A 19,680-nucleotide genomic window follows, 5' to 3' on the forward strand; every position below is an offset into this window, starting at 1 on the left:
ATGGAAAACCGCTCTGGCGCTATAGGCCAGAGCGGTATCGACGTTATGCAATCATGCTGATGATCAACACGATTATCAGGCCAACCACGGAGTTTACCAGCTCCAGCAGACCCCAGGTTTTCAGCGTATCCTTCACCGACAGGTCAAAGTAGCCTTTGAACAGCCAGAACGAAGCATCGTTGATATGGGTCAGGGTGTTGGAGCCGGCCGCTGTTGCCAGCACCAGCAACGCCGGGTCGACGCCCACCAGTTGACCGGTTGCCGGGTCGAGGATCGCTGCGCTAATAATCCCCGCCGCCGTCATGGCTGAGACCACGCCCTGACCCGTTGCCAGACGAATCAGCACGGTTATCAACCACGCCATGATGTAGGGAGAAATATTACCGTGCGACATCAGCATGCCGATGGTATCGCCGATGCCGGTAACCGGTGCGACTGTTACCGGCCTTGTGTCGTCTAACCATTCATCAAAACGGCCCATTCTGTGCCTCACTGACGGGGTTAATTTGCGTATGTGAGCACTGTATGGAGATTGTGAATTGCAGAGGCACTAATTATTTTCAGTTTCCAACTTGTCAACTCTGCGGGAGTGCGATATTATGTTTCCAAGATGGAAACACAAGGAGAGCGAAGGATGCACATTGTATCGAGAGCACCTTTCGATACAGCCACCAGGCAATTCCCCAATCAGGCAGCGGCACTAGACGACGTATACCGGACTTTGAAGAGAGAGAACTACACTTCACCGGACGAAATGAAAAAACGATTTGCCTCGCTGGACAGAATGAAATATCGGGAGAAGTGGTGGGTGATCGATGTTGGCGGTGGGAATTTAAGGGTGATGTTTTTTGCTGATTTTGAACGTGGGAAAATCTTTATAAAGCACATAACCACACACGCCGAATACGACAAGCTGACAGATTTTTACCGGAGAACTAAAGAATGATGTACACCGATGCTATCCAGGCGGCAAACAGCCTGGTTAGCATTGTCCCCCTCCTGGGGGGCAATGCCTCTCGCAAGGACTATGAAGACGCGCTGACGCTGGTTGAATACCTGGTTGAACACGAGCCAGATCATCCGCTGGTGGACATGCTGGTTGCGAAAATTGCCCAGTATGAAGATGAGGCGGAAGAGTTCGCAGAGTTCAACGACCGTATTGCAGCGTTACCAAGTGGCGTGGCCCTGCTGCGTGTCCTGATGGATCAGCACAAACTGACTCAGAGTGATTTTGAGGAAGAGATTGGTAAGAAATCGCTGGTGAGCCGCATCCTTAACGGGACTCGCTCACTAACACTAGATCACATGAAAGCACTTGCGCGGCGCTTCAACATTCCGCCCAGCTCATTCATGGACGCGTAAAACAGCCCCCTGACCGAAAGGTTGGGGGCTTTTGTATTAACCCCTGCCTTTGTTTTTCACGTAGTCCAGGAAGCGTTTCTCGGCATCCTGACGTGATACACCAGTCATTACCATCGCATCAATAAACGCCTGGCGTTCCACCTTGAAACGGTCGGCGAGCTGCTGCAGCAGCACCTTGTTTTTATCCTGCTCGGCTTTAAGCTTTTGCTGACTTTCTTCTGCCTTTGCCCGTTGTTTTTGCGTCATTTTCCGGGCTTTTAACAGTTTGTCGCTGAGGGTGCGTAGCTTTGTACTGTCTCGCGCAATCTGATTACCCAGCGCTTTCTGGCGGCGCTGGTATTTATCCCACTCCTGACGCATCGCCCCCTGGTTAGTCTGTGAGTTACGGTTCTTGTTGAATCTTTTCCGGTCTTCCTCAGTGAAATGCTTAGTAGTACGTCGTTTGTCGTCACCGAACCCTACACGTTTAGCGGCCTGCAGCATGGCCTGACCGATCCGCAATTGCCAGCTTGCCGACTGGAGTCGGGTCATTGCGTGGATCACGTGCTTACAGGCGATCCCTTTGAGATTAGGGTTACGGATTTTGGGGAAGGCATATTCTTTTGGCGGTGCCAGGGCAAAGTTACCGGCGGTCGCGATGTAGCGATACCAGTATTGATGACGACCACAATCACAATCGAAGGATACGCGACCGGCACACAGCTTTTTCGTCACTTTTACCGCGCTAGTCTCATCCCCCAGCTCATCAATCAGTGAATCCCATTCCTCAAAGCGCACTTTTACGCGGTGATGCTGGTCTTCTGAGCGATCTGAAGCCTCCACGCTGACTGTGACGACGTTATGTTTCAATGATGAAGGCACGGCGCGCTTAATGCCGGAACCGTCGTCTACGGCGTTGTTAGCACGTTTAACGTCGATCGCCTCACTTCCGGCTATGAGCTGGGCATAGGTGATCCCGGCTATGCCTGAATTGAACGTCTGTCGAATATCCTTGCGGCGACCTTCAAATGCCTTTAGATCTTCGACGGTGAAGAACGTACCGCCTTTTTTCTTCTTGCCCAGCGAGATGATATCTTCGGCTGTTTTGTTCTTCAGTGAAAACGGCGTCAGAGTGCGGCGAGCGGCGCGGCGCTTGCTTCGCTTATCCTTCTCAATCTGGTTGAATAGGCGTTCGAACTCGCGCGCGCTTAGGCCTTCTGTCTGGTATCGCCCGTTACTGGCGCGGGGAAAATCAGCCACTGATTAACTCCACTGTTCCCGACGCATAGTCTCGCATCCGGTCACGTATCCAGGCCACCGGCGGCACGGTTAACGTTATGCCAACCGGCATGGCTTCAGTTTCAGATTCATGCCCCACCAGCAGGCGGAATACCCAACGTAATTCTTCATTGCCGTAACAGCGAAACGCCGACAAATCAGAACGGTAAACCTCATCTGGCTTGATGGTGTAAGAGATGTTGTCGGCGCTGTAGCTGGTGGCCCGTGCAATGACTTCCTGATGAAACAATGCCAGCAGGATAGGATCGTCAATTGTGCGGTCATCCAGGCGGTTGTAACTCATAGAATGACCTCGTTATCACTGATCCGCTGCCCGGTTAGCGATGGCGGAACTGCGCTTGCGCTGGTCACTTCCTGATGCTTAATGAGGTTCCCGAAAACGCGTAATAGCGGGTGCTGCTCGCGTTCTTCGCTGCCGCCGGTCATGGCTTTGATGTACGCAGCTGAGGTGACAGGATGGTATACCGTGGCAAAACAGCACATGATCGTGAGCAGATGCTCAGGTCGAATATCCTGCCAGTTGATGTGATACACCTCGTCACCGGCGGCGTTGTAATCAATGTCCACGATAGAAGACGGGATCTCATATGCGCCGGGGTTTTTCTCAGGAAGAGAAATGGCTTTCTGGAGGCGCAATTCGTTGTAGCGCTCGATGCCGACGAGAACGGCTGCGCGCGAGTCTGTATGTCGCGTCTTCAGTGAAACATGGTGAGCGCCGCTTTCACTAGCAATGGTCCCACTGGTTTCATCCACCAGCACCTTAAAGTCAGCTTTAAGCAGCTTCTCGATGGCGGGGATCACCTTTACTCGTTGTTGTTTTAATGAGTTGGGGAGTGATTTCGGGATGCTCATTATCAGGTTGTTGTCATCGTCATAGATGGCAGTGACATAGAGCGGGTTTGATGTTGAGAGACTGAAAACAGCTATTTTTTGACTCAATTTTCTATCCTCCAGAAAGCAAAAAGGCCGCGATTGCGGCCCCTTACTGGCTATTGATGTTCCCAACCGCGCTAAAGCAGGAAGTTAAATTGTCAAAAGTACCCTCAAGGGAACACAAAAGCTGCGAGGATTTTATGCGGTTTGTACTTTGTGTTTTTTAGCGTCAAGGAATTATTTACCGCCCTGCAGCCGGTTATGGTTCGTCTTCGTTGTCGGGGTTTGCATTGTTATGCCAGTCCCGCTGTTCCTCCGTATTGAGGCCGCACGGCGGCTCTGTCTTACTCCACTTACCAGCCCACCAATATTGTCCGTTTCGGCGCTCACAGGTTCCGCAAATCTTGCAAATATGGAGTTTGGTCAATCCATCCAGTAAGTATACGTGACCGTGGGGATTTAAGGCCCGTTCCGTTGTTGTGCGAGCCATTAGCGCCCCTCTCTGGTTATTCCAGCCTGTTTGTAGGCCATGAGTAGCAAATCCTCTTCCGAGGCGTTCAGGCGCGTAAATTCGGCCTTTCCGCCAACGTTTCCGCTGGCATGAACCGGCACCAGCCACGGGTATTGCTCGCGATCTGCTTTTGGGGCCGCGTCCTGGTGATGCCACCGGCACAACGGTAAAACATCCATATGCGCGCCAGCTGCAGTGCGCCCATTTACATGATGCAGACTGACAATTAGCTGGTGGTGCTTATGCAGCCAGCAAGCGGTGCAGGGGAGTTTGGCTAACGCATCCATTACGCGCCGTTCGTCTGCAGTTGGGGTTCGGCCTTTCAGTCCTCGCATTGAGGTTTTGCGGGGTTTGGTAACGGTAAGTGTTGTACGTGGTTTCTGTGCCGATTCCTGTCGCTTAATGCGCTGTTTTTCACGCTGCGCTTCCTGATACTCCGGCGAATGGATACGGGCTAATCGTTTTTCGGCGGATCGTTGTGCTGCCGCCTGGCGTTTTTCCTGTTGATGTTGCCGATAAGCTGGGTCAGCCAGCTTGGTCTTCTGACGTTCGCGCTGCCGTTGCGCTGCGATTCGCTGTTTTTCGTAGAGTGCATCCCGATCCTCTGTACTAGGGGTCTGAGGGCCAATGGAACGAAAACGTACGCTAAGGAAATAACCAATTGTTATAATTGATATTATTCATTCTTCTCTATGAACTGAAAGCCCGCACTAAGCAATGTTTTAGCCTCAAATGACTTTTTTACCTACCCAACTAACGTAACGATCGCACATCAGGTCGTTTTTCAACCGCATAGTGACACCTGCACTCACATGCGAGAAAACACATATGATTTTGACTTCTTGTTTTGGTGGAGAGACAATACCCATTCATAGCAGGAGTACATAATGCCAGAAATTGCATCCCTACAACTTTTCAAAATACTATCTGATGAAACCCGCCTGGGTATCGTGCTACTGCTCAGGGAGATGGGGGAGCTGTGCGTATGCGATCTCTGCACAGCGCTGGAACAATCACAACCCAAGACCTCCCGCCATCTGGCGATGCTTCGGGAAAGTGGCCTGTTGCTGGATCGCAAGCAGGGGAAATGGGTTCATTATCGCTTATCCCCGCATATTCCTTCCTGGGCTGCCCTGGTGATTGAGCAGGCCTGGTTAAGTCAACAGGACGACGTACAGGCCATCGCCCGTAAGCTGGCATCGGCCAACTGCTCTGGCAGCGGTAAGGCTGTTTGTATCTAAAAATTTTGCCTGTACATATATGTTTTTACGAATGTGAGGTGTTAAAGATGAAAATGTTAACGGTGTTTGATCCGGCGATGTGCTGCAGTACCGGCGTTTGTGGTTCAGATGTCGATCAGGTTTTGGTCAATTTTTCTGCTGATGTGCAATGGCTGAAAGGGCGTGGGGTTCAGATCGAACGTTATAACCTGGCGCAGCAGCCTATGAGCTTCGTTGAGAACGAAAAAGCGAAAGCATTCCTTGAGGCTTCTGGAGCTGAAGGGCTTCCGCTGCTGTTGCTTGATGGTGAAACGGTGATGGCCGGGCGATACCCAAAACGCGCTGAACTGGCTCGCTGGTTTGGTATACCGCTGGAAAAGGTGGGTTTAGCTTCCACCAGTTGCTGTGGTGGTAAAACTTCCTGTTGTTGAGTATGTCAGGAGGACATATGAAATTCTTAGAGAATATCCCGTCTTACCTGTTTTTCACCGGTAAGGGAGGTGTAGGCAAAACTTCGATTTCCTGCGCAACGGCTATACGTCTGGCTGAACTGGGAAAGCGTGTTCTGCTTGTCAGTACCGACCCGGCTTCCAATGTCGGTCAGGTATTCGATCAGACTATCGGTAACACTATCCAGCCCGTGACTGCTGTGTCTGGTCTTTCGGCTCTGGAGATTGACCCGCAGGACGCCGCCCAGCAATACCGCGCCAGAATCGTTGACCCTATTAAAGGTCTTTTGCCTGATGACGTTGTTAACAGCATCAGTGAACAGCTTTCAGGAGCTTGTACGACAGAGATCGCTGCATTCGACGAGTTTACTGGCTTACTGACTGACGCTTCTCTGCTGACCCGCTTTGATCACATCATTTTTGATACTGCCCCAACTGGCCACACTATTCGCCTTCTTCAGCTTCCCGGAGCCTGGAGCAGCTTCATCGAAAGTAACCCGGATGGTGCTTCCTGTCTTGGTCCAATGGCTGGGCTGGAAAAACAACGCGAGCAATATGCTCATGCGGTTGAGGCATTATCCGATCCTGAACGAACTCGTCTTGTGCTGGTCGCGCGATTGCAAAAATCAACACTGCAGGAAGTCGCTCGTACTCATGACGAATTATCAGCTATTGGCCTTAAAAATCAGTATTTAGTCATTAACGGTGTCCTGCCTGCGAGCGAAGCAGAACGTGATGCACTGGCCGCTGCAATATGGCAACAGGAGCAAGAGGCGCTGGCAAATCTTCCTGCCGGGTTATCTGATTTGCCGACAGACAACTTATACCTGCAGCCGCTGAACATGGTTGGTGTATCCGCATTGAAAGGCCTGCTCAACGAACACGCTGAGATAACATCGCTTCCTGAACAAAGCCCACAGAACAAGCCAGAGAATATGTCGTTGTCTGTCCTGGTTGATGATATCGCCCGCAGTGAACACGGTTTGATTATGCTGATGGGCAAAGGTGGTGTGGGCAAAACCACAATGGCTGCGGCTATCGCCGTCAGTCTGGCGGATAAGGGTTTTGATGTGCATCTCACCACCTCAGATCCTGCTGCACATCTCAGTACAACGCTCAATGGCAGCCTCAAAAATCTGCAGGTCAGCCGAATCAACCCTCACGATGAAACTGAACGCTATCGTCAGCATGTTCTTGAGACGAAAGGCAGGGATCTGGATGAGGCTGGGAAACGGCTGCTCGAAGAGGATTTACGTTCTCCTTGCACAGAAGAGATTGCGGTGTTCCAGGCGTTTTCACGCGTAATTCGTGAAGCTGGCAAACGGTTTGTGGTCATGGATACGGCACCTACCGGGCATACGCTATTACTGCTTGATGCTACCGGGGCTTATCACCGTGAGATTGCCAGGAAGATGGGGGATAAAGGTCATTTTACCACTCCGATGATGCAGCTTCAGGACCAGGAACGTACCAAAGTTTTGCTGGTCACTCTGCCTGAAACCACACCTGTACTGGAAGCGGCAAACCTGCAGTCCGATCTTGAACGTGCGGGGATTCATCCCTGGGGCTGGATTATCAATAACAGCCTTTCGATTGCACAGACGCAATCGCCGCTGCTTTGCCAGCGCGCCCTACAAGAGCGTCCTCAAATCGAGGTTGTGAAAAACCAGCATGCAAGCCGCATAGCGTTAGTACCGGTAATGGCTGCAGAGCCCACTGGCATCGAGAAACTCAGAGAGCTGGTTGTTTAATTTTTTTTGTATATACAGGGCGGCAAAGCCGTCCTGTCTGGAGGATTTATGTTACTGGCAGGCGCTATTTTTGTCCTGACCATCGTTTTGGTTATCTGGCAACCGAAGGGATTAGGGATCGGCTGGAGTGCGACGCTGGGCGCGGTACTGGCGCTGATCTCTGGCGTAGTCCATTTTGGTGATATCCCTGTAGTGTGGAATATTGTCTGGAATGCGACGGCGACCTTTATTGCCGTGATTATTATCAGCCTTCTGCTCGATGAATCGGGCTTTTTCGAATGGGCGGCGCTGCACGTTTCACGTTGGGGTAACGGTCGCGGGCGTTTGCTGTTTACCTATATCGTTTTGCTCGGCGCAGCGGTGGCGGCACTGTTTGCCAACGATGGTGCGGCATTGATTCTGACGCCAATTGTTATCGCCATGCTGCTTGCATTAGGTTTCAGCAAAGGCACTACGCTGGCATTTGTCATGGCCGCCGGGTTTATTGCCGATACGGCCAGTCTGCCGCTTATCGTGTCCAACCTGGTTAACATCGTTTCTGCAGACTTCTTTGGGCTGGGTTTCACTGAGTATGCGTCGGTAATGGTGCCGGTGGATATCGCAGCCATTATCGCCACGCTGGTGATGCTGCATCTGTTCTTCCGCAAAGATATTCCGCCAACTTACGACCTGGCTCTCCTGAAAGCACCGGCAAAAGCGATTAAAGATCTGGCAACCTTCAGAACCGGCTGGATAGTGTTGATCCTTCTTCTGGTTGGCTTTTTCGTCCTTGAGCCGTTGGGTATCCCGGTCAGTGCGATTGCTGCTGTAGGGGCTGTCATTCTGTTTGCGGTGGCGAAGCGAGGCCATGCCATTAACACTGGCAAAGTGCTTCGCGGTGCGCCATGGCAGATCGTCATATTCTCTCTGGGAATGTATCTGGTGGTCTATGGTCTGCGTAATGCCGGACTAACAGAATACCTCTCCGGTGTGTTGAACGTGCTGGCAGATAAAGGACTTTGGGCCGCGACGTTTGGTACTGGCTTCCTGACGGCTTTCCTCTCTTCCATCATGAACAATATGCCTACCGTGCTGGTTGGTGCTCTCTCTATTGATGGCAGCACTGCAACAGGCGTTATCAAAGAGGCGATGATTTTTGCCAACGTGATTGGCTGCGATCTTGGACCGAAAATTACACCTATTGGTAGCCTGGCAACGTTGCTCTGGCTGCATGTCCTTTCACAGAAGAACATGACCATCACATGGGGATACTATTTCCGCACCGGGATCGTCATGACTCTGCCTGTGCTGTTTGTAACGCTGGCCGCGCTGGCGCTACGTCTCTCTTTCACTTTGTAATGAGATACTGATATGAGCAACATCACCATTTATCACAACCCAGCCTGCGGCACGTCGCGTAATACGCTGGAGATGATCCGCAACAGCGGTATCGAGCCGACCGTTATTCTTTACCTTGAGACTCCACCTTCACGCGATGAGCTGCTCAAACTCATTGCGGATATGGGCATTTCCGTCCGGGCTTTGCTGCGTAAGAACGTCGAGCCGTATGAGGAACTGGGTCTTGCAGAAGATAAATTTACTGACGACCAGCTCATCGACTTTATGCTACAGCATCCGATTCTGATCAACCGTCCGATCGTAGTGACGCCACTGGGAACTAAACTTTGCCGTCCTTCAGAGGTTGTTCTCGATATCCTTCCAGATGCCCAGAAAGCGGCTTTCACCAAGGAAGACGGTGAAAAAGTCGTTGATGATTCAGGTAAAAGACTGAAATAAAGACGAAGGGGGCATTTGCCCCCTTCATTATTACTTCGCCATTTCTTCCAGCAGGTCAATACCAACCGGCTCTTCGCTCTGTAGCGCTGTTAATGCAATACGCTTTGCATACTGCTCTTCCACATCAGAGATGAGAGGCAGCTCGCGGTTCGCCCTGATCTTCAGGAAAGGCGAAGACGGTTGAGCAGCTGCCAGGCTGTTATTAACGACCCATGCCCACGGCTCGATGCCAGCTCGGCGTAGATCCTGCTGCAGGTTAGCGGCTTCCAGTACAGGTGTCGTTTCGGCAAGCGTCACGATAATCACCGGCACTGTTGCAAATAGTCGGTGGTGATAAACTTATCATCCCCTTTTGCTGATGGAGCTGCACATGAACCCATTCAAAGGCCGGCATTTTCAGCGTGACATCATTCTGTGGGCCGTACGCTGGTACTGCAAATACGGCATCAGTTACCGTGAGCTGCAGGAGATGCTGGCTGAACGCGGAGTGAATGTCGATCACTCCACGATTTACCGCTGGGTTCAGCGTTATGCGCCTGAAATGGAAAAACGGCTGCGCTGGTACTGGCGTAACCCTTCCGATCTTTGCCCGTGGCACATGGATGAAACCTACGTGAAGGTCAATGGCCGCTGGGCGTATCTGTACCGGGCCGTCGACAGCCGGGGCCGCACTGTCGATTTTTATCTCTCCTCCCGTCGTAACAGCAAAGCTGCATACCGGTTTCTGGGTAAAATCCTCAACAACGTGAAGAAGTGGCAGATCCCGCGATTCATCAACACGGATAAAGCGCCCGCCTATGGTCGCGCGCTTGCTCTGCTCAAACGCGAAGGCCGGTGCCCGTCTGACGTTGAACACCGACAGATTAAGTACCGGAACAACGTGATTGAATGCGATCATGGCAAACTGAAACGGATAATCGGCGCCACGCTGGGATTTAAATCCATGAAGACGGCTTACGCTACCATCAAAGGTATTGAGGTGATGCGTGCACTACGCAAAGGCCAGGCCTCAGCATTTTATTATGGTGATCCCCTGGGCGAAATGCGCCTGGTAAGCAGAGTTTTTGAAATGTAAGGCCTTTGAATAAGACAAAAGGCTGCCTCATCGCTAACTTTGCAACAGTGCCGGCCAGCGCCTGGGCAAGGATTGCCGAGGAAGCGGAATTCCCCGCTGACTACGAGGGGACTGCCACACCACAAGCGCATCGGGCTAGCGAAGCTATTCAGGAGCAGATTCGGGAGCGCATCGTCGCCACCAACGACATGCGGCTGTTCAGCCTGCTGCACCTGCTGGGTCAGGCGTCGCTGCGCATGGAGCAAGCGCTGTGGCCGGAGGATTACGAGCGGATGACGCGCGAGGTTGAGGAAGCCCTGCGGCAAGCCACCGACGCCAACGCCAGATCGTACACCCACGAAGAAGTGATGCAGGCGATGCAGGAACGCATCGACCGGGCGCGAGACAAGCCATGTTGATTGGCTATGCGCGCGTCTCGACGCAGGATCAGAACCTGGAGCTGCAACGCGAAGCCTTGAGCAAGGCCGGATGTAAAAAGGTCTTCGAGGACAAGGTGAGTGGCACGCGGGCAGACCGGCCTGGCTTGGCCAAGACGCTCGAAATGCTGCGCGAAGGCGATACTTTGGTCGTCTGGAAGCTCGACCGGCTGGGCCGGTCGGTCAAGCAACTGGTCGATCTGGTCGGCGATCTGCACAAGCACGGTGTCCAGTTCAGGAGCCTCACCGACTCCATCGACACCGGCACACCATCCGGGCGGTTCTTCTTCCACGTCATGGCGAGCCTTGCCGAAATGGAGCGCGAGCTGACCGTCGAGCGCACCCGCGCCGGGCTGGAAGTCGCCAAGCAGCTCGGCCGCAAAGGCGGCCGCAAGCCGAAGATGACCGACAGCAAGATCGAGTCGGCCAAGAAGCTGCTGGCCAGCGGGGTGCCGCCCAAGGACGTGGCCAAGAACCTCGGCGTGTCCATTCCGACGCTGTACCGCTGGGTGCCAGCCTCCACGCACGCTTAGCGTGCTTTATTTAATGAGATGGTCACTCCCTCCTTCCCAGTACTATGCTGAGGACAGGCTTTCATTCGGAGAACCATCATGGAAAACATTGCGCTTATTGGTATCGATCTGGGTAAGAACTCTTTCCATATTCATTGTCAGGATCATCGTGGGAAGGCCGTTTACCGTAAAAAATTCACCCGACCAAAGCTAATCGAATTTCTGGCGACATGCCCGGCAACAACCATCGCGATGGAAGCCTGTGGCGGTTCTCACTTTATGGCACGCAAGCTGGCAGAGTTAGGGCATTTTCCAAAGCTGATATCACCGCAATTTGTCCGCCCATTCGTTAAAAGCAACAAAAATGACTTCGTTGATGCTGAAGCTATCTGTGAAGCAGCATCACGTCCATCTATGCGTTTCGTGCAGCCCAGAACCGAATCTCAGCAGGCAATGCGAGCTCTGCATCGTGTCCGTGAATCCCTGGTTCAGGATAAGGTGAAAACAACTAATCAGATGCATGCTTTTCTGCTGGAATTTGGTATCAGCGTTCCGCGAGGTGCTGCCGTTATTAGTCGACTGAGTACCCTTCTTGAGGACAGTAGTTTGCCTCTTTATCTCAGCCAGTTACTGCTGAAATTACAACAGCATTATCACTATCTTGTTGAGCAGATTAAAGATCTGGAATCTCAGTTGAAACGAAAGTTGGACGAAGATGAGGTTGGACAGCGCTTGCTGAGTATTCCCTGCGTTGGAACGCTGACTGCCAGTACTATTTCAACTGAGATTGGCGACGGGAAGCAGTACGCCAGCAGCCGTGACTTTGCGGCGGCAACAGGGCTGGTACCCCGACAGTACAGCACGGGAGGTCGGACGACATTGTTAGGGATTAGCAAGCGGGGCAACAAAAAGATCCGAACTTTGTTGGTTCAGTGTGCCAGGGTATTCATACAAAAACTGGAACACCAGTCTGGCAAGTTGGCCGACTGGGTCAGGGAGTTGTTGTGTCGGAAAAGCAACTTTGTCGTCACCTGTGCTCTGGCAAACAAGCTGGCCAGAATAGCCTGGGCACTGACGGCGCGACAGCAAACTTACGAAGCATAAAGGCAGAAATACACCAGTTTAAACAATCATTCATCTGGTTTTGCGAATACTGATATTGATGATACTAACGGCCCACCGGCCTGTTGAGGAACCTGTAAAACGGAAAGGCTCATTGAAGCCGTATATTTTCTGGAGGTTCATCAGGCGCGGAACTCATCGAGGCGCGGGAATAAAATCCCATTCAGACGCCGGATAGATTCAAGCAAGCCAACTTGTCGTCAAAATCGGTGTTGCAAAAACGGGAGTGACCATAGATTCCGTTTTCTGAGACGACCCCTTTCTGGCAGGTGCGATTTTCATCCTGACGCTGGTACTGGTCATCTGGCAGCCGAAGGGGCTGAGCATTGGCTGGAGTGCCGTCATCGGTGCGGCGCTGGCGCTGCTGACCGGCGTGGTGCACATCGGTGATATTCCGGTGGTCTGGCAGATTGTCTGGAACGCCACGGGCACGTTCATTGCGGTCATCATTATCAGCCTGCTGCTCGATGAGTCCGGCTTTTTTGAGTGGGCCGCGCTGCACGTTTCCCGCTGGGGAGGCGGCAGGGGCCGGCTGCTGTTCACGTATATCGTTCTGCTGGGTGCCGCAGTGGCGGCGCTGTTTGCCAATGACGGAGCCGCGCTAATTCTGACGCCGATCGTTATTGCCATGCTGCTGGCGCTGGGATTCACTCCCGGCTCCACGCTGGCGTTTGTGATGGCAGCGGGCTTTATCGCTGACACCTCCAGCCTGCCGCTCATCGTATCGAACCTGGTGAACATCGTAACGGCTGACTTCTTTACGCTGGGCTTCAGCGAGTACGCATCCGTCATGGTGCCGGTGAACATTGCCTCCATTGCGGCCACGCTGGTGATGCTTCATCTCTTTTTCCGCAGGGACATCCCGGTCACCTATGACCTGGCGAAGCTGAAGGCACCGCGGGAAGCCATCCGGGATGCACGAACCTTTAAGGCTGGCTGGGTGGTTTTGGTTCTTCTGCTGGTTGGCTTTTTTGCTCTGGAGCCGCTCGGCGTGCCGGTCAGCCTGGTGGCGGCGGTGGCGGCGTTTATTCTCTGGCTGGTTGCCCGCAAAGGACACGTGATTGACGCCGGCAGGGTGCTGAAAGGCGCGCCCTGGCAGATCGTTATCTTTTCGCTGGGCATGTATCTGGTGGTATACGGACTGCGTAACGCCGGACTGACTGATTACCTTTCCGCCGCCCTGAACCGGTTTGCAGAGCACGGCGTATGGGGCGCAACGCTCGGCACCGGCTTCCTGACGGCGGCACTCTCGTCCGTCATGAACAACATGCCCACCGTGCTGGTTGGCGCGTTGTCGATTGACGGTAGTAGCGCACAGGGCGTGGTGAAGCAGGCGATGATTTACGCCAACGTCATCGGCTGTGACCTCGGCCCGAAAATAACCCCTATCGGCAGCCTCGCAACCCTGCTGTGGCTGCACGTGCTGGCACAGAAAAACATCACCATCAGCTGGGGCTATTACTTCCGCGTGGGCATCGTGATGACCCTGCCGGTGCTTTTTGTCACGCTGGCCGCGCTGGCCCTGCGCCTGTCTGTTTAACTTTAACCCCGGGGCTGCGCCCGTGCAGCCCCTTTACGGAGTACCGCTTATGACTGACATTACCATTTACCACAACCCGGCCTGCGGGACATCCCGCAATACCCTGGCGCTTATCCGTAACAGCGGCGCCGAACCCACGGTTATTCTGTATCTGGAAACGCCGCCGTCACGCGATGAGCTGAAGAAGCTGATTGCGGATATGGGCATCGGCGTGCGCGACCTGCTGCGCAAAAATACCGAACCGTACGAACAGCTCGGCCTGGCAGAAGACCGCTTCAGCAATGACGAACTGCTCGATGCCATGCTGGCTCATCCGATCCTCATTAATCGCCCGGTGGTAGTGACACCGCTCGGCACGAAGCTGTGCCGTCCCTCCGAAGTGGTTCTGGACATACTGCCGGACCCGCAGCAGGGCGCGTTTACCAAAGAGGACGGCGAAGCCGTCATTGATGAGCACGGGAACCGCGTCAGCCACTGATTTTTTACCAGGCTGCGGGCATAACAGTGTGGAAAAAGCCGGCATCTGCCGGCTTTTTTATATGCTGCGCTGGTTGACCCGCTCAGAAAGCTGCGCGGCACTCTCTTTCCTTTCGCTGTAGCGGTCGGTGAGATAATCACTGCGACCGCGCGTCAGCAGGGTGAACTTCATCAGTTCCTCCATGACGTCCACTATGCGGTCATAATACGAAGAAGGCTTCATGCGGCCATCCTCATCAAACTCGGCCCAGGCTTTTGCCACGGATGACTGATTCGGGATGGTGATCATCCGCATCCAGCGTCCAAGAATACGCATCTGATTTACAGCGTTGAACGACTGTGAGCCGCCGCTGACCTGCATGACGGCCAGGGTTTTTCCCTGTGACGGGCGGACCGCGCCTGACGTCAGCGGTATCCAGTCAATCTGGGCCTTCATGATGCCGGTCATGGCCCCGTGACGCTCCGGAGAGCACCAGACCATGCCTTCCGACCAGAGAACCAGCTCCCGCAGCTCAGCCACTTTCGGGTGCGTCTCCGGCGCATCATCGGGCAGTGGCAGGCCGGACGGGTTGAAAATTTTCACCTCCGCGCCCATGGCCGTCAGCAGCCGGGCACCTTCTTCCGTTGTCAGCCGGCTGTAAGAGCGCGCCCGCAGCGAGCCGTAGAGCATCAGGATGCGGGGCGGATGCGTTATCTCTCTGGCCTTCAGCTTATCTTCCGTCAGCGGCGCGTCCAGGAGGGCCGGATCGATATTTTTCAGGGCATCAGTCAGGTTGTTCACAATGGGGTCTCTTCGGGAGTCTTTGCGGGTGACAGACTGCAGCTGCCGCCTGCGCAGCATTCTTCTGTCAGAAAGGCCATCAATTGCTCAAGCTGCGCATAGCAGGGCCTGCAGAACAGGGTACGACTCTGCCGTTCCTGGCTTATGAGTCCAGCGGATATCAGCGCTGAAAGATGATGGCTGAGCGTGGAGGCAGGAATCTCAAGGTGCTTCTGCAGTTCGCCAACCGGCAGGCCTTCATGACCCGCCCTGACCAGCTCCCGGTATATGCTGAGACGTGTCGGGTGGCCCAGTTCTCGAAGTGCGTTTGCAGCAGTGTTTAAATCCATAATACCTCCTTTATCTATATTTCCAGAATAATAGAAATATAGCCTGCGTCAATCGTTTCTGCCGTGAGGGTACCGCTTTCCCAATCATGCTCTGTCCGCCAGGTTATGGGGGGCAGAGCCAGAGCACTACCGAAATCCTTGCGAATACCCGTGCAGGGAATAATTTCCGCCCCCTTTATGGCCGGAAAAAAAACTGATAAACGTCGCCTTTTCAGAAGGTTGCTTTCTTAACGTGGTTTTTCGCATGGTTGGACCTCAGACCCCTGGAAGAACGGGCGCAACGTAGCGTCTTTCTTCACGCGGGATACAGGAGGCTTTGATTGATACTGCTGCGGATTCGCTACAGTAACGTTGGGCCAGAACGTAATGCCATCCAAGCAAGAGAGCGCACACTAGGGAAACTCTGAAAAAGACTTTCTGATTTGGCAAAATACCGCGCCCCCACCCACCGAGTTTCCCGATGAAGCAGATGACCTTCGCCGACGCCGAGTACGCTGGCAAGCGCAAGCAAACCCGCAAGGAGTTGTTCCTGATCGAGATGGATCGGGTGGTGCCGTGGAAGGGCTTGATTGCTTTGATCGAGCCACATTATCCGAAGGGTGAAGGTGGCCGTCCGGCCTACCCGTTGATGGCGATGCTGCGTGTGCATCTGCTGCAGAACTGGTTCGGCTACAGCGATCCAGCGATGGAGGAAGCGCTGTACGAAACCACGATCCTGCGCCAGTTTGCCGGGCTGAACCTGGAGCGCATCCCCGACGAAACCACCATTTGTTGGCGCTGATGGAAAATTGACCCACCCTGCCGATTGAAATTTGACCCAGGGCGGATTGCTGATTTTGTTACCAGCAACTGTGGATAAGTCTACCAGCGCAGCTGCTGTTGCCCCCACTCCTTCGCTAGCCCAGTTCAGTTGTTTAAGACCGGCACTGTTGCAAAGTTAGCGATGAGGCAGCCTTTTGTCTTATTCAAAGGCCTTACATTTCAAAAACTCTGCTTACCAGGCGCATTTCGCCCAGGGGATCACCATAATAAAATGCTGAGGCCTGGCCTTTGCGTAGTGCACGCATCACCTCAATACCTTTGATGGGGCACTGTTGCAAATAGTCGGTGGTGATAAACTTATCATCCCCTTTTGCTGATGGAGCTGCACATGAACCCATTCAAAGGCCGGCATTTTCAGCGTGACATCATTCTGTGGGCCGTACGCTGGTACTGCAAATACGGCATCAGTTACCGTGAGCTGCAGGAGATGCTGGCTGAACGCGGAGTGAATGTCGATCACTCCACGATTTACCGCTGGGTTCAGCGTTATGCGCCTGAAATGGAAAAACGGCTGCGCTGGTACTGGCGTAACCCTTCCGATCTTTGCCCGTGGCACATGGATGAAACCTACGTGAAGGTCAATGGCCGCTGGGCGTATCTGTACCGGGCCGTCGACAGCCGGGGCCGCACTGTCGATTTTTATCTCTCCTCCCGTCGTAACAGCAAAGCTGCATACCGGTTTCTGGGTAAAATCCTCAACAACGTGAAGAAGTGGCAGATCCCGCGATTCATCAACACGGATAAAGCGCCCGCCTATGGTCGCGCGCTTGCTCTGCTCAAACGCGAAGGCCGGTGCCCGTCTGACGTTGAACACCGACAGATTAAGTACCGGAACAACGTGATTGAATGCGATCATGGCAAACTGAAACGGATAATCGGCGCCACGCTGGGATTTAAATCCATGAAGACGGCTTACGCTACCATCAAAGGTATTGAGGTGATGCGTGCACTACGCAAAGGCCAGGCCTCAGCATTTTATTATGGTGATCCCCTGGGCGAAATGCGCCTGGTAAGCAGAGTTTTTGAAATGTAAGGCCTTTGAATAAGACAAAAGGCTGCCTCATCGCTAACTTTGCAACAGTGCCTTAAAAACGGTTCCGGTCTTCAGGACGCCATAACATCAGTGCACCAGTTTCCGCATCAGCGCGCCAATGGCCACCATTTTAGGTTTACCCCGCAGGCACATCTCATCGTAAATATTACGCATTCGCTTATTGTAGATTTTTCCGCACAGGGCGGACATGTAAAGCTTCGCTCTCAACTGAGGGGGGCCGATTTTCGACATCCGCGGCCGGCGCCGGACCGATGTGCCTGAGCGTTTCTCGATCGGCACCACGCCCAGAAAGGCGGCAGCCTGCTCAGCCGATACAAAGTTATGGCTGCGAAGCACGATCAGCATATGCATCCCCAGCTGGGGACCAACCGATTTAATTGAGGCCAGCAGTGTATAATCACGCCTCAGTGCAGGGCTGGCTTTGATATGTGCTTTTATCTGCCGCTCGATATTACTTATCTCCTCGCGCAGAAGCTGCGCCATACGCCTGCAGGAACTGATAATATCTGCAGGTGTGTCTGTCGACAGGTATTTTTCCAGTCTGTTCTCCTCACGCAGGGCATCACCCAGCAGAACATCCCGCCGTCGCAGGAGTGCACCGAGATATCTGATTTCGGGTGCCGGCGGCTCCCAGCGGTGTGGCTTCTTAAGGAATGCGTAACAGGCCAGCATATACGCATCCACCTTATCCGTTTTTGTCATGATTCCCATGCCACGCGCAAACTCCCGACTACGGTGAGGGTTGGCCAGAGAAACCCGGAAACCGGCATCATGTAATTCAGTGGCCAGCTGTTCGTGATAAACACCGGTAGCTTCCATTACCACATGAACATCTTCCGGACTGCAATGTTGAAGCCTGAGCCAGCGAAGAATATTTTCAACTGAATGTCTGTTATTCTGGATGTTACGGGTTTTTATGCGTCCTTTGATACCGTCATAAAGCATGCAAAGATCCAGGGTGTTTTTACTTACGTCAATGCCGACTGGAAACATGGTCAAACTCCTCTCACATAAACCGTCACGCCTGTTCGCCTTGTACATACGGAGTCGAGCTCCCGGTAACCGTTCAACCTGATGTGCTGGCGTGAAAGGTGAAGCGGAGGGCCATGTGCTGCAAATCAAGGTTCAGCGGTGCCGACTTTTCTGACCTTAAGGGAAGGGGGCGGCTCACTCTGCTTCAGTGGTGGTAGCTAATCACCACAAACTGTTAGATACAAGGGAGGGGGTCGGTGAGGCAGAACCTGTCAACACAGTAGCCGGCTGCGCCGGGCAACGGCGCCACTCACTATCAGAGTTGTACTCAACTGCTGCTGGCGCCTCCATGCCGCAAAGCGGCATTCAGAGAACTTGCTCGTCAGTCCAGGCTGTGTATTCAATTCAGGGTGAACGGTTCCGAATCCTTTCTGCTTCCGGTTAAGATACATTCAGGTTCTCGAAAAATAAGGGAAAACGTTCGTAGTGAATCTGAAGGAAAAATCGGCCCATCTGGCGTGGTGCGAGCTGGTTGCGCTGGCATTAGGTAGGAAGAACGGCGATATAGTGTCGCCAGTACAGTAAAATCTCTTTCTCACCAGGTGGCTGGCGACGGCGCTGAAGCAACGTCGCTTTTCGTGTGATATTACCCCCGACATCGAGTGGCTTCTGAAACTGCTGTGTCTCATTGAACGTGAGCCTGCACTGATTAATACATTGCGCGGTATTCTCGCTTGAACAAAACCAGCCCCTTCGCGCTGACGGGCCTGGTTTTGTTCTTCGGTGTACAGTACACCGTCTGACGACGGATTGCCTCCCTTTACCTCGGTGCATAGCCCTCTTCCGCCAGTGTTTTCATATGAATGGACTAGGAAATAAATTATGCTGACTCATTATTTCTGGCCATAAAGGTTCTGGCAGTGCCATCTTTCGGGTCAACAAAGGTAATATCTTCAGGATCACGACGAGGGCTGGCCAATGACAGAAATATTACGGGTTCTTCAAGAAGGGTTGGTAATGCATGGACAACATTACGCTCGAAAAAAAGCACGTGGCCGGGGGCAAATTCGGCTTCGTCACGAGGATCTTCCATCCAGAGCGTCCCCATGAATCCCTGAATAACCTGACGCCGGAGGATCACCTGCTGATGGCTGAAAAACCGGAACTCTCAAAAAGTGCGTGGAACTAAAACAGGTGTGCATTACTCCACCTCATGTTGAAGAGACCAGACTGCATCAGAAAATTGCACCATAACTGAGCAAGCCGCATCCCATTGGTGCAAAAGTGTCTCCAAAAATAAATAATCCATTGATTTAACTGTGCTTTAAAAATGGCATGAATTTTTCATGTCGGGTATATG

General features: G+C 53.0%; 22 protein-coding genes and 6 pseudogenes. 17 read left to right on the plus strand and 11 right to left on the minus strand.

Translation table 11 applies throughout. The features are described 5' to 3' along the window. Positions 1–43: 43 nt before the first annotated feature. Positions 44–424: pseudogene (locus MC50_RS27825) on the minus strand (GntT/GntP/DsdX family permease); the annotation flags it as partial. A 210-nt stretch (positions 425–634) separates the two neighbouring features. On the opposite strand from MC50_RS27825, the gene MC50_RS27830 reads away from it, so the two are divergent. Then, on the plus strand, positions 635–946 hold the full coding sequence (locus MC50_RS27830) for a type II toxin-antitoxin system HigB family toxin (protein WP_004118600.1): 312 nt from the start codon (positions 635–637) through the stop codon (positions 944–946). After that, complete coding sequence (locus tag MC50_RS27835; protein ID WP_000990392.1) at positions 943–1,362, plus strand: helix-turn-helix domain-containing protein; 420 nt, start codon at positions 943–945, stop codon at positions 1,360–1,362. The genes MC50_RS27830 and MC50_RS27835 overlap by 4 nt, the downstream gene beginning before the upstream one ends. Before the next feature lie 36 nt (positions 1,363–1,398). Here the strand turns inward: MC50_RS27835 and MC50_RS27840 are convergent, their stop codons facing one another. The 5 genes from MC50_RS27840 to MC50_RS29035 all read right to left on the minus strand — a co-directional run bounded on the left by MC50_RS27840 (position 1,399) and on the right by MC50_RS29035 (position 4,619). Continuing rightward, complete coding sequence (locus MC50_RS27840) at positions 1,399–2,601, minus strand: hypothetical protein (protein ID WP_003031541.1); 1,203 nt, start codon at positions 2,599–2,601, stop codon at positions 1,399–1,401. Continuing rightward, entirely contained in the window at positions 2,594–2,923 is a 330-nt protein-coding gene (locus MC50_RS27845; protein WP_004118613.1) for a hypothetical protein, read from the minus strand. Before MC50_RS27845 ends, MC50_RS27840 begins: the two co-directional genes overlap by 8 nt. Continuing rightward, positions 2,920–3,579, minus strand: coding sequence for a hypothetical protein (locus MC50_RS27850; RefSeq protein WP_000078540.1), 660 nt, complete (start codon positions 3,577–3,579; stop codon positions 2,920–2,922). Before MC50_RS27850 ends, MC50_RS27845 begins: the two co-directional genes overlap by 4 nt. Positions 3,580–4,002: 423 nt before the next feature. Then, entirely contained in the window at positions 4,003–4,311 is a 309-nt protein-coding gene (locus MC50_RS29030; protein WP_020324596.1) for a Ref family recombination enhancement nuclease, read from the minus strand. A gap of 167 nt (positions 4,312–4,478) precedes the next feature. Beyond that, positions 4,479–4,619, minus strand: coding sequence for a hypothetical protein (locus tag MC50_RS29035; protein WP_004118614.1), 141 nt, complete (start codon positions 4,617–4,619; stop codon positions 4,479–4,481). A gap of 292 nt (positions 4,620–4,911) precedes the next feature. On the opposite strand from MC50_RS29035, the gene arsR reads away from it, so the two are divergent. Genes arsR through arsC (MC50_RS27885) form a run of 5 tightly spaced genes read left to right on the plus strand, consistent with a single transcriptional unit; the run spans position 4,912 to position 9,220 of the window. Continuing rightward, a complete protein-coding gene (gene arsR / locus MC50_RS27865) occupies positions 4,912–5,265 on the plus strand; it encodes an As(III)-sensing metalloregulatory transcriptional repressor ArsR (RefSeq protein WP_001114073.1) in 354 nt (117 codons plus the stop codon). A 47-nt stretch (positions 5,266–5,312) separates the two neighbouring features. Continuing rightward, positions 5,313–5,675 (plus strand): arsenite efflux transporter metallochaperone ArsD, encoded by a 363-nt coding sequence (arsD, locus tag MC50_RS27870; RefSeq protein ID WP_000783215.1) that lies wholly within the window; start codon positions 5,313–5,315, stop codon positions 5,673–5,675. Positions 5,676–5,692: 17 nt separating this feature from the next. After that, positions 5,693–7,444: an arsenite efflux transporter ATPase subunit ArsA gene (gene arsA / locus MC50_RS27875; RefSeq protein ID WP_040118429.1), complete on the plus strand. Its 1,752-nt coding sequence runs from the start codon at positions 5,693–5,695 to the stop codon at positions 7,442–7,444. Positions 7,445–7,492: 48 nt separating this feature from the next. Then, complete coding sequence (gene arsB / locus MC50_RS27880; protein WP_000922630.1) at positions 7,493–8,782, plus strand: arsenite efflux transporter membrane subunit ArsB; 1,290 nt, start codon at positions 7,493–7,495, stop codon at positions 8,780–8,782. 12 nt (positions 8,783–8,794) lie between these two features. Beyond that, positions 8,795–9,220: a glutaredoxin-dependent arsenate reductase gene (gene arsC / locus MC50_RS27885; RefSeq protein ID WP_000065758.1), complete on the plus strand. Its 426-nt coding sequence runs from the start codon at positions 8,795–8,797 to the stop codon at positions 9,218–9,220. 30 nt (positions 9,221–9,250) lie between these two features. Here the strand turns inward: arsC (MC50_RS27885) and MC50_RS27890 are convergent. Continuing rightward, positions 9,251–9,526: pseudogene (locus MC50_RS27890) on the minus strand (ArsA-related P-loop ATPase); the annotation flags it as partial. A gap of 64 nt (positions 9,527–9,590) precedes the next feature. Between MC50_RS27890 and MC50_RS27895 the strand changes: the two are divergent. The 6 genes from MC50_RS27895 (at position 9,591) to arsC (MC50_RS27930) (ending at position 14,363) form a co-directional block, all read left to right on the plus strand. Then, the gene (locus MC50_RS27895; protein ID WP_001067855.1) at positions 9,591–10,295 is read left to right on the plus strand and encodes an IS6-like element IS26 family transposase; all 705 of its coding nucleotides are present in this window, start codon (positions 9,591–9,593) and stop codon (positions 10,293–10,295) included. Positions 10,296–10,324: 29 nt separating this feature from the next. Next, complete coding sequence (locus MC50_RS27905; protein WP_040118442.1) at positions 10,325–10,693, plus strand: hypothetical protein; 369 nt, start codon at positions 10,325–10,327, stop codon at positions 10,691–10,693. Beyond that, on the plus strand, positions 10,687–11,244 hold the full coding sequence (locus MC50_RS27910) for a recombinase family protein (protein WP_003100847.1): 558 nt from the start codon (positions 10,687–10,689) through the stop codon (positions 11,242–11,244). Before MC50_RS27905 ends, MC50_RS27910 begins: the two co-directional genes overlap by 7 nt. Before the next feature lie 78 nt (positions 11,245–11,322). Continuing rightward, positions 11,323–12,327: an IS110-like element IS5075 family transposase gene (locus tag MC50_RS27915; protein ID WP_000427614.1), complete on the plus strand. Its 1,005-nt coding sequence runs from the start codon at positions 11,323–11,325 to the stop codon at positions 12,325–12,327. Positions 12,328–12,607: 280 nt separating this feature from the next. Then, entirely contained in the window at positions 12,608–13,885 is a 1,278-nt protein-coding gene (locus tag MC50_RS27925; protein WP_064794005.1) for an arsenic transporter, read from the plus strand. 49 nt (positions 13,886–13,934) lie between these two features. Then, a complete protein-coding gene (gene arsC, locus MC50_RS27930; protein ID WP_001549888.1) occupies positions 13,935–14,363 on the plus strand; it encodes a glutaredoxin-dependent arsenate reductase in 429 nt (142 codons plus the stop codon). A 57-nt stretch (positions 14,364–14,420) separates the two neighbouring features. Here the strand turns inward: arsC (MC50_RS27930) and arsH are convergent, their stop codons facing one another. Further along, a complete protein-coding gene (gene arsH / locus MC50_RS27935) occupies positions 14,421–15,134 on the minus strand; it encodes an arsenical resistance protein ArsH (protein WP_025801347.1) in 714 nt (237 codons plus the stop codon). A gap of 5 nt (positions 15,135–15,139) precedes the next feature. Then, positions 15,140–15,472, minus strand: a complete 333-nt coding sequence (locus tag MC50_RS27940; protein WP_001549890.1) for an ArsR/SmtB family transcription factor — start codon at positions 15,470–15,472, stop codon at positions 15,140–15,142. Positions 15,473–15,932: 460 nt separating this feature from the next. Between MC50_RS27940 and MC50_RS27945 the strand changes: the two are divergent. Beyond that, positions 15,933–16,241 (plus strand): annotated as a pseudogene (locus MC50_RS27945) (IS5/IS1182 family transposase); the annotation flags it as partial. A gap of 205 nt (positions 16,242–16,446) precedes the next feature. Here the strand turns inward: MC50_RS27945 and MC50_RS28760 are convergent. Beyond that, a pseudogene (locus MC50_RS28760) lies at positions 16,447–16,557 on the minus strand (IS6 family transposase); the annotation flags it as partial. Between the two features lie 65 nt (positions 16,558–16,622). On the opposite strand from MC50_RS28760, the gene MC50_RS27955 reads away from it, so the two are divergent. Further along, on the plus strand, positions 16,623–17,327 hold the full coding sequence (locus MC50_RS27955; RefSeq protein ID WP_001067855.1) for an IS6-like element IS26 family transposase: 705 nt from the start codon (positions 16,623–16,625) through the stop codon (positions 17,325–17,327). 87 nt (positions 17,328–17,414) lie between these two features. Here the strand turns inward: MC50_RS27955 and MC50_RS27960 are convergent, their stop codons facing one another. Then, positions 17,415–18,341 (minus strand): IS110 family RNA-guided transposase, encoded by a 927-nt coding sequence (locus tag MC50_RS27960; RefSeq protein WP_004118843.1) that lies wholly within the window; start codon positions 18,339–18,341, stop codon positions 17,415–17,417. 465 nt (positions 18,342–18,806) lie between these two features. On the opposite strand from MC50_RS27960, the pseudogene MC50_RS29040 reads away from it, so the two are divergent. Together MC50_RS29040 and MC50_RS29045 are read left to right on the plus strand one after the other, a co-directional pair. After that, positions 18,807–18,995: pseudogene (locus tag MC50_RS29040) on the plus strand (DUF2913 family protein); the annotation flags it as partial. A gap of 412 nt (positions 18,996–19,407) precedes the next feature. Further along, positions 19,408–19,509: pseudogene (locus MC50_RS29045) on the plus strand (integrase); the annotation flags it as partial. Between the last annotated feature and the right edge of the window lie 171 nt (positions 19,510–19,680).

The sequence above is a fragment of the Klebsiella planticola genome, from assembly GCF_000783935.2.
Classification (GTDB): domain Bacteria; phylum Pseudomonadota; class Gammaproteobacteria; order Enterobacterales; family Enterobacteriaceae; genus Klebsiella; species Klebsiella planticola.

Coding starts and splice junctions, on each gene's coding strand:
- MC50_RS27830 (WP_004118600.1), top strand. CDS start 635: ATGCACATTGTATCGAGAGCACCTTTCGATACAGCCACCAGGCAATTC.
- MC50_RS27835 (WP_000990392.1), top strand. CDS start 943: ATGATGTACACCGATGCTATCCAGGCGGCAAACAGCCTGGTTAGCATT.
- MC50_RS27845 (WP_004118613.1), bottom strand. CDS start 2,923: ATGAGTTACAACCGCCTGGATGACCGCACAATTGACGATCCTATCCTG.
- MC50_RS29030 (WP_020324596.1), bottom strand. CDS start 4,311: ATGGATGCGTTAGCCAAACTCCCCTGCACCGCTTGCTGGCTGCATAAG.
- MC50_RS29035 (WP_004118614.1), bottom strand. CDS start 4,619: ATGCACTCTACGAAAAACAGCGAATCGCAGCGCAACGGCAGCGCGAAC.
- arsR (WP_001114073.1), top strand. CDS start 4,912: ATGCCAGAAATTGCATCCCTACAACTTTTCAAAATACTATCTGATGAA.
- arsD (WP_000783215.1), top strand. CDS start 5,313: ATGAAAATGTTAACGGTGTTTGATCCGGCGATGTGCTGCAGTACCGGC.
- arsA (WP_040118429.1), top strand. CDS start 5,693: ATGAAATTCTTAGAGAATATCCCGTCTTACCTGTTTTTCACCGGTAAG.
- arsB (WP_000922630.1), top strand. CDS start 7,493: ATGTTACTGGCAGGCGCTATTTTTGTCCTGACCATCGTTTTGGTTATC.
- arsC (WP_000065758.1), top strand. CDS start 8,795: ATGAGCAACATCACCATTTATCACAACCCAGCCTGCGGCACGTCGCGT.
- MC50_RS27895 (WP_001067855.1), top strand. CDS start 9,591: ATGAACCCATTCAAAGGCCGGCATTTTCAGCGTGACATCATTCTGTGG.
- MC50_RS27910 (WP_003100847.1), top strand. CDS start 10,687: ATGTTGATTGGCTATGCGCGCGTCTCGACGCAGGATCAGAACCTGGAG.
- MC50_RS27915 (WP_000427614.1), top strand. CDS start 11,323: ATGGAAAACATTGCGCTTATTGGTATCGATCTGGGTAAGAACTCTTTC.
- arsC (WP_001549888.1), top strand. CDS start 13,935: ATGACTGACATTACCATTTACCACAACCCGGCCTGCGGGACATCCCGC.
- MC50_RS27940 (WP_001549890.1), bottom strand. CDS start 15,472: ATGGATTTAAACACTGCTGCAAACGCACTTCGAGAACTGGGCCACCCG.
- MC50_RS27955 (WP_001067855.1), top strand. CDS start 16,623: ATGAACCCATTCAAAGGCCGGCATTTTCAGCGTGACATCATTCTGTGG.
- MC50_RS27960 (WP_004118843.1), bottom strand. CDS start 18,341: ATGTTTCCAGTCGGCATTGACGTAAGTAAAAACACCCTGGATCTTTGC.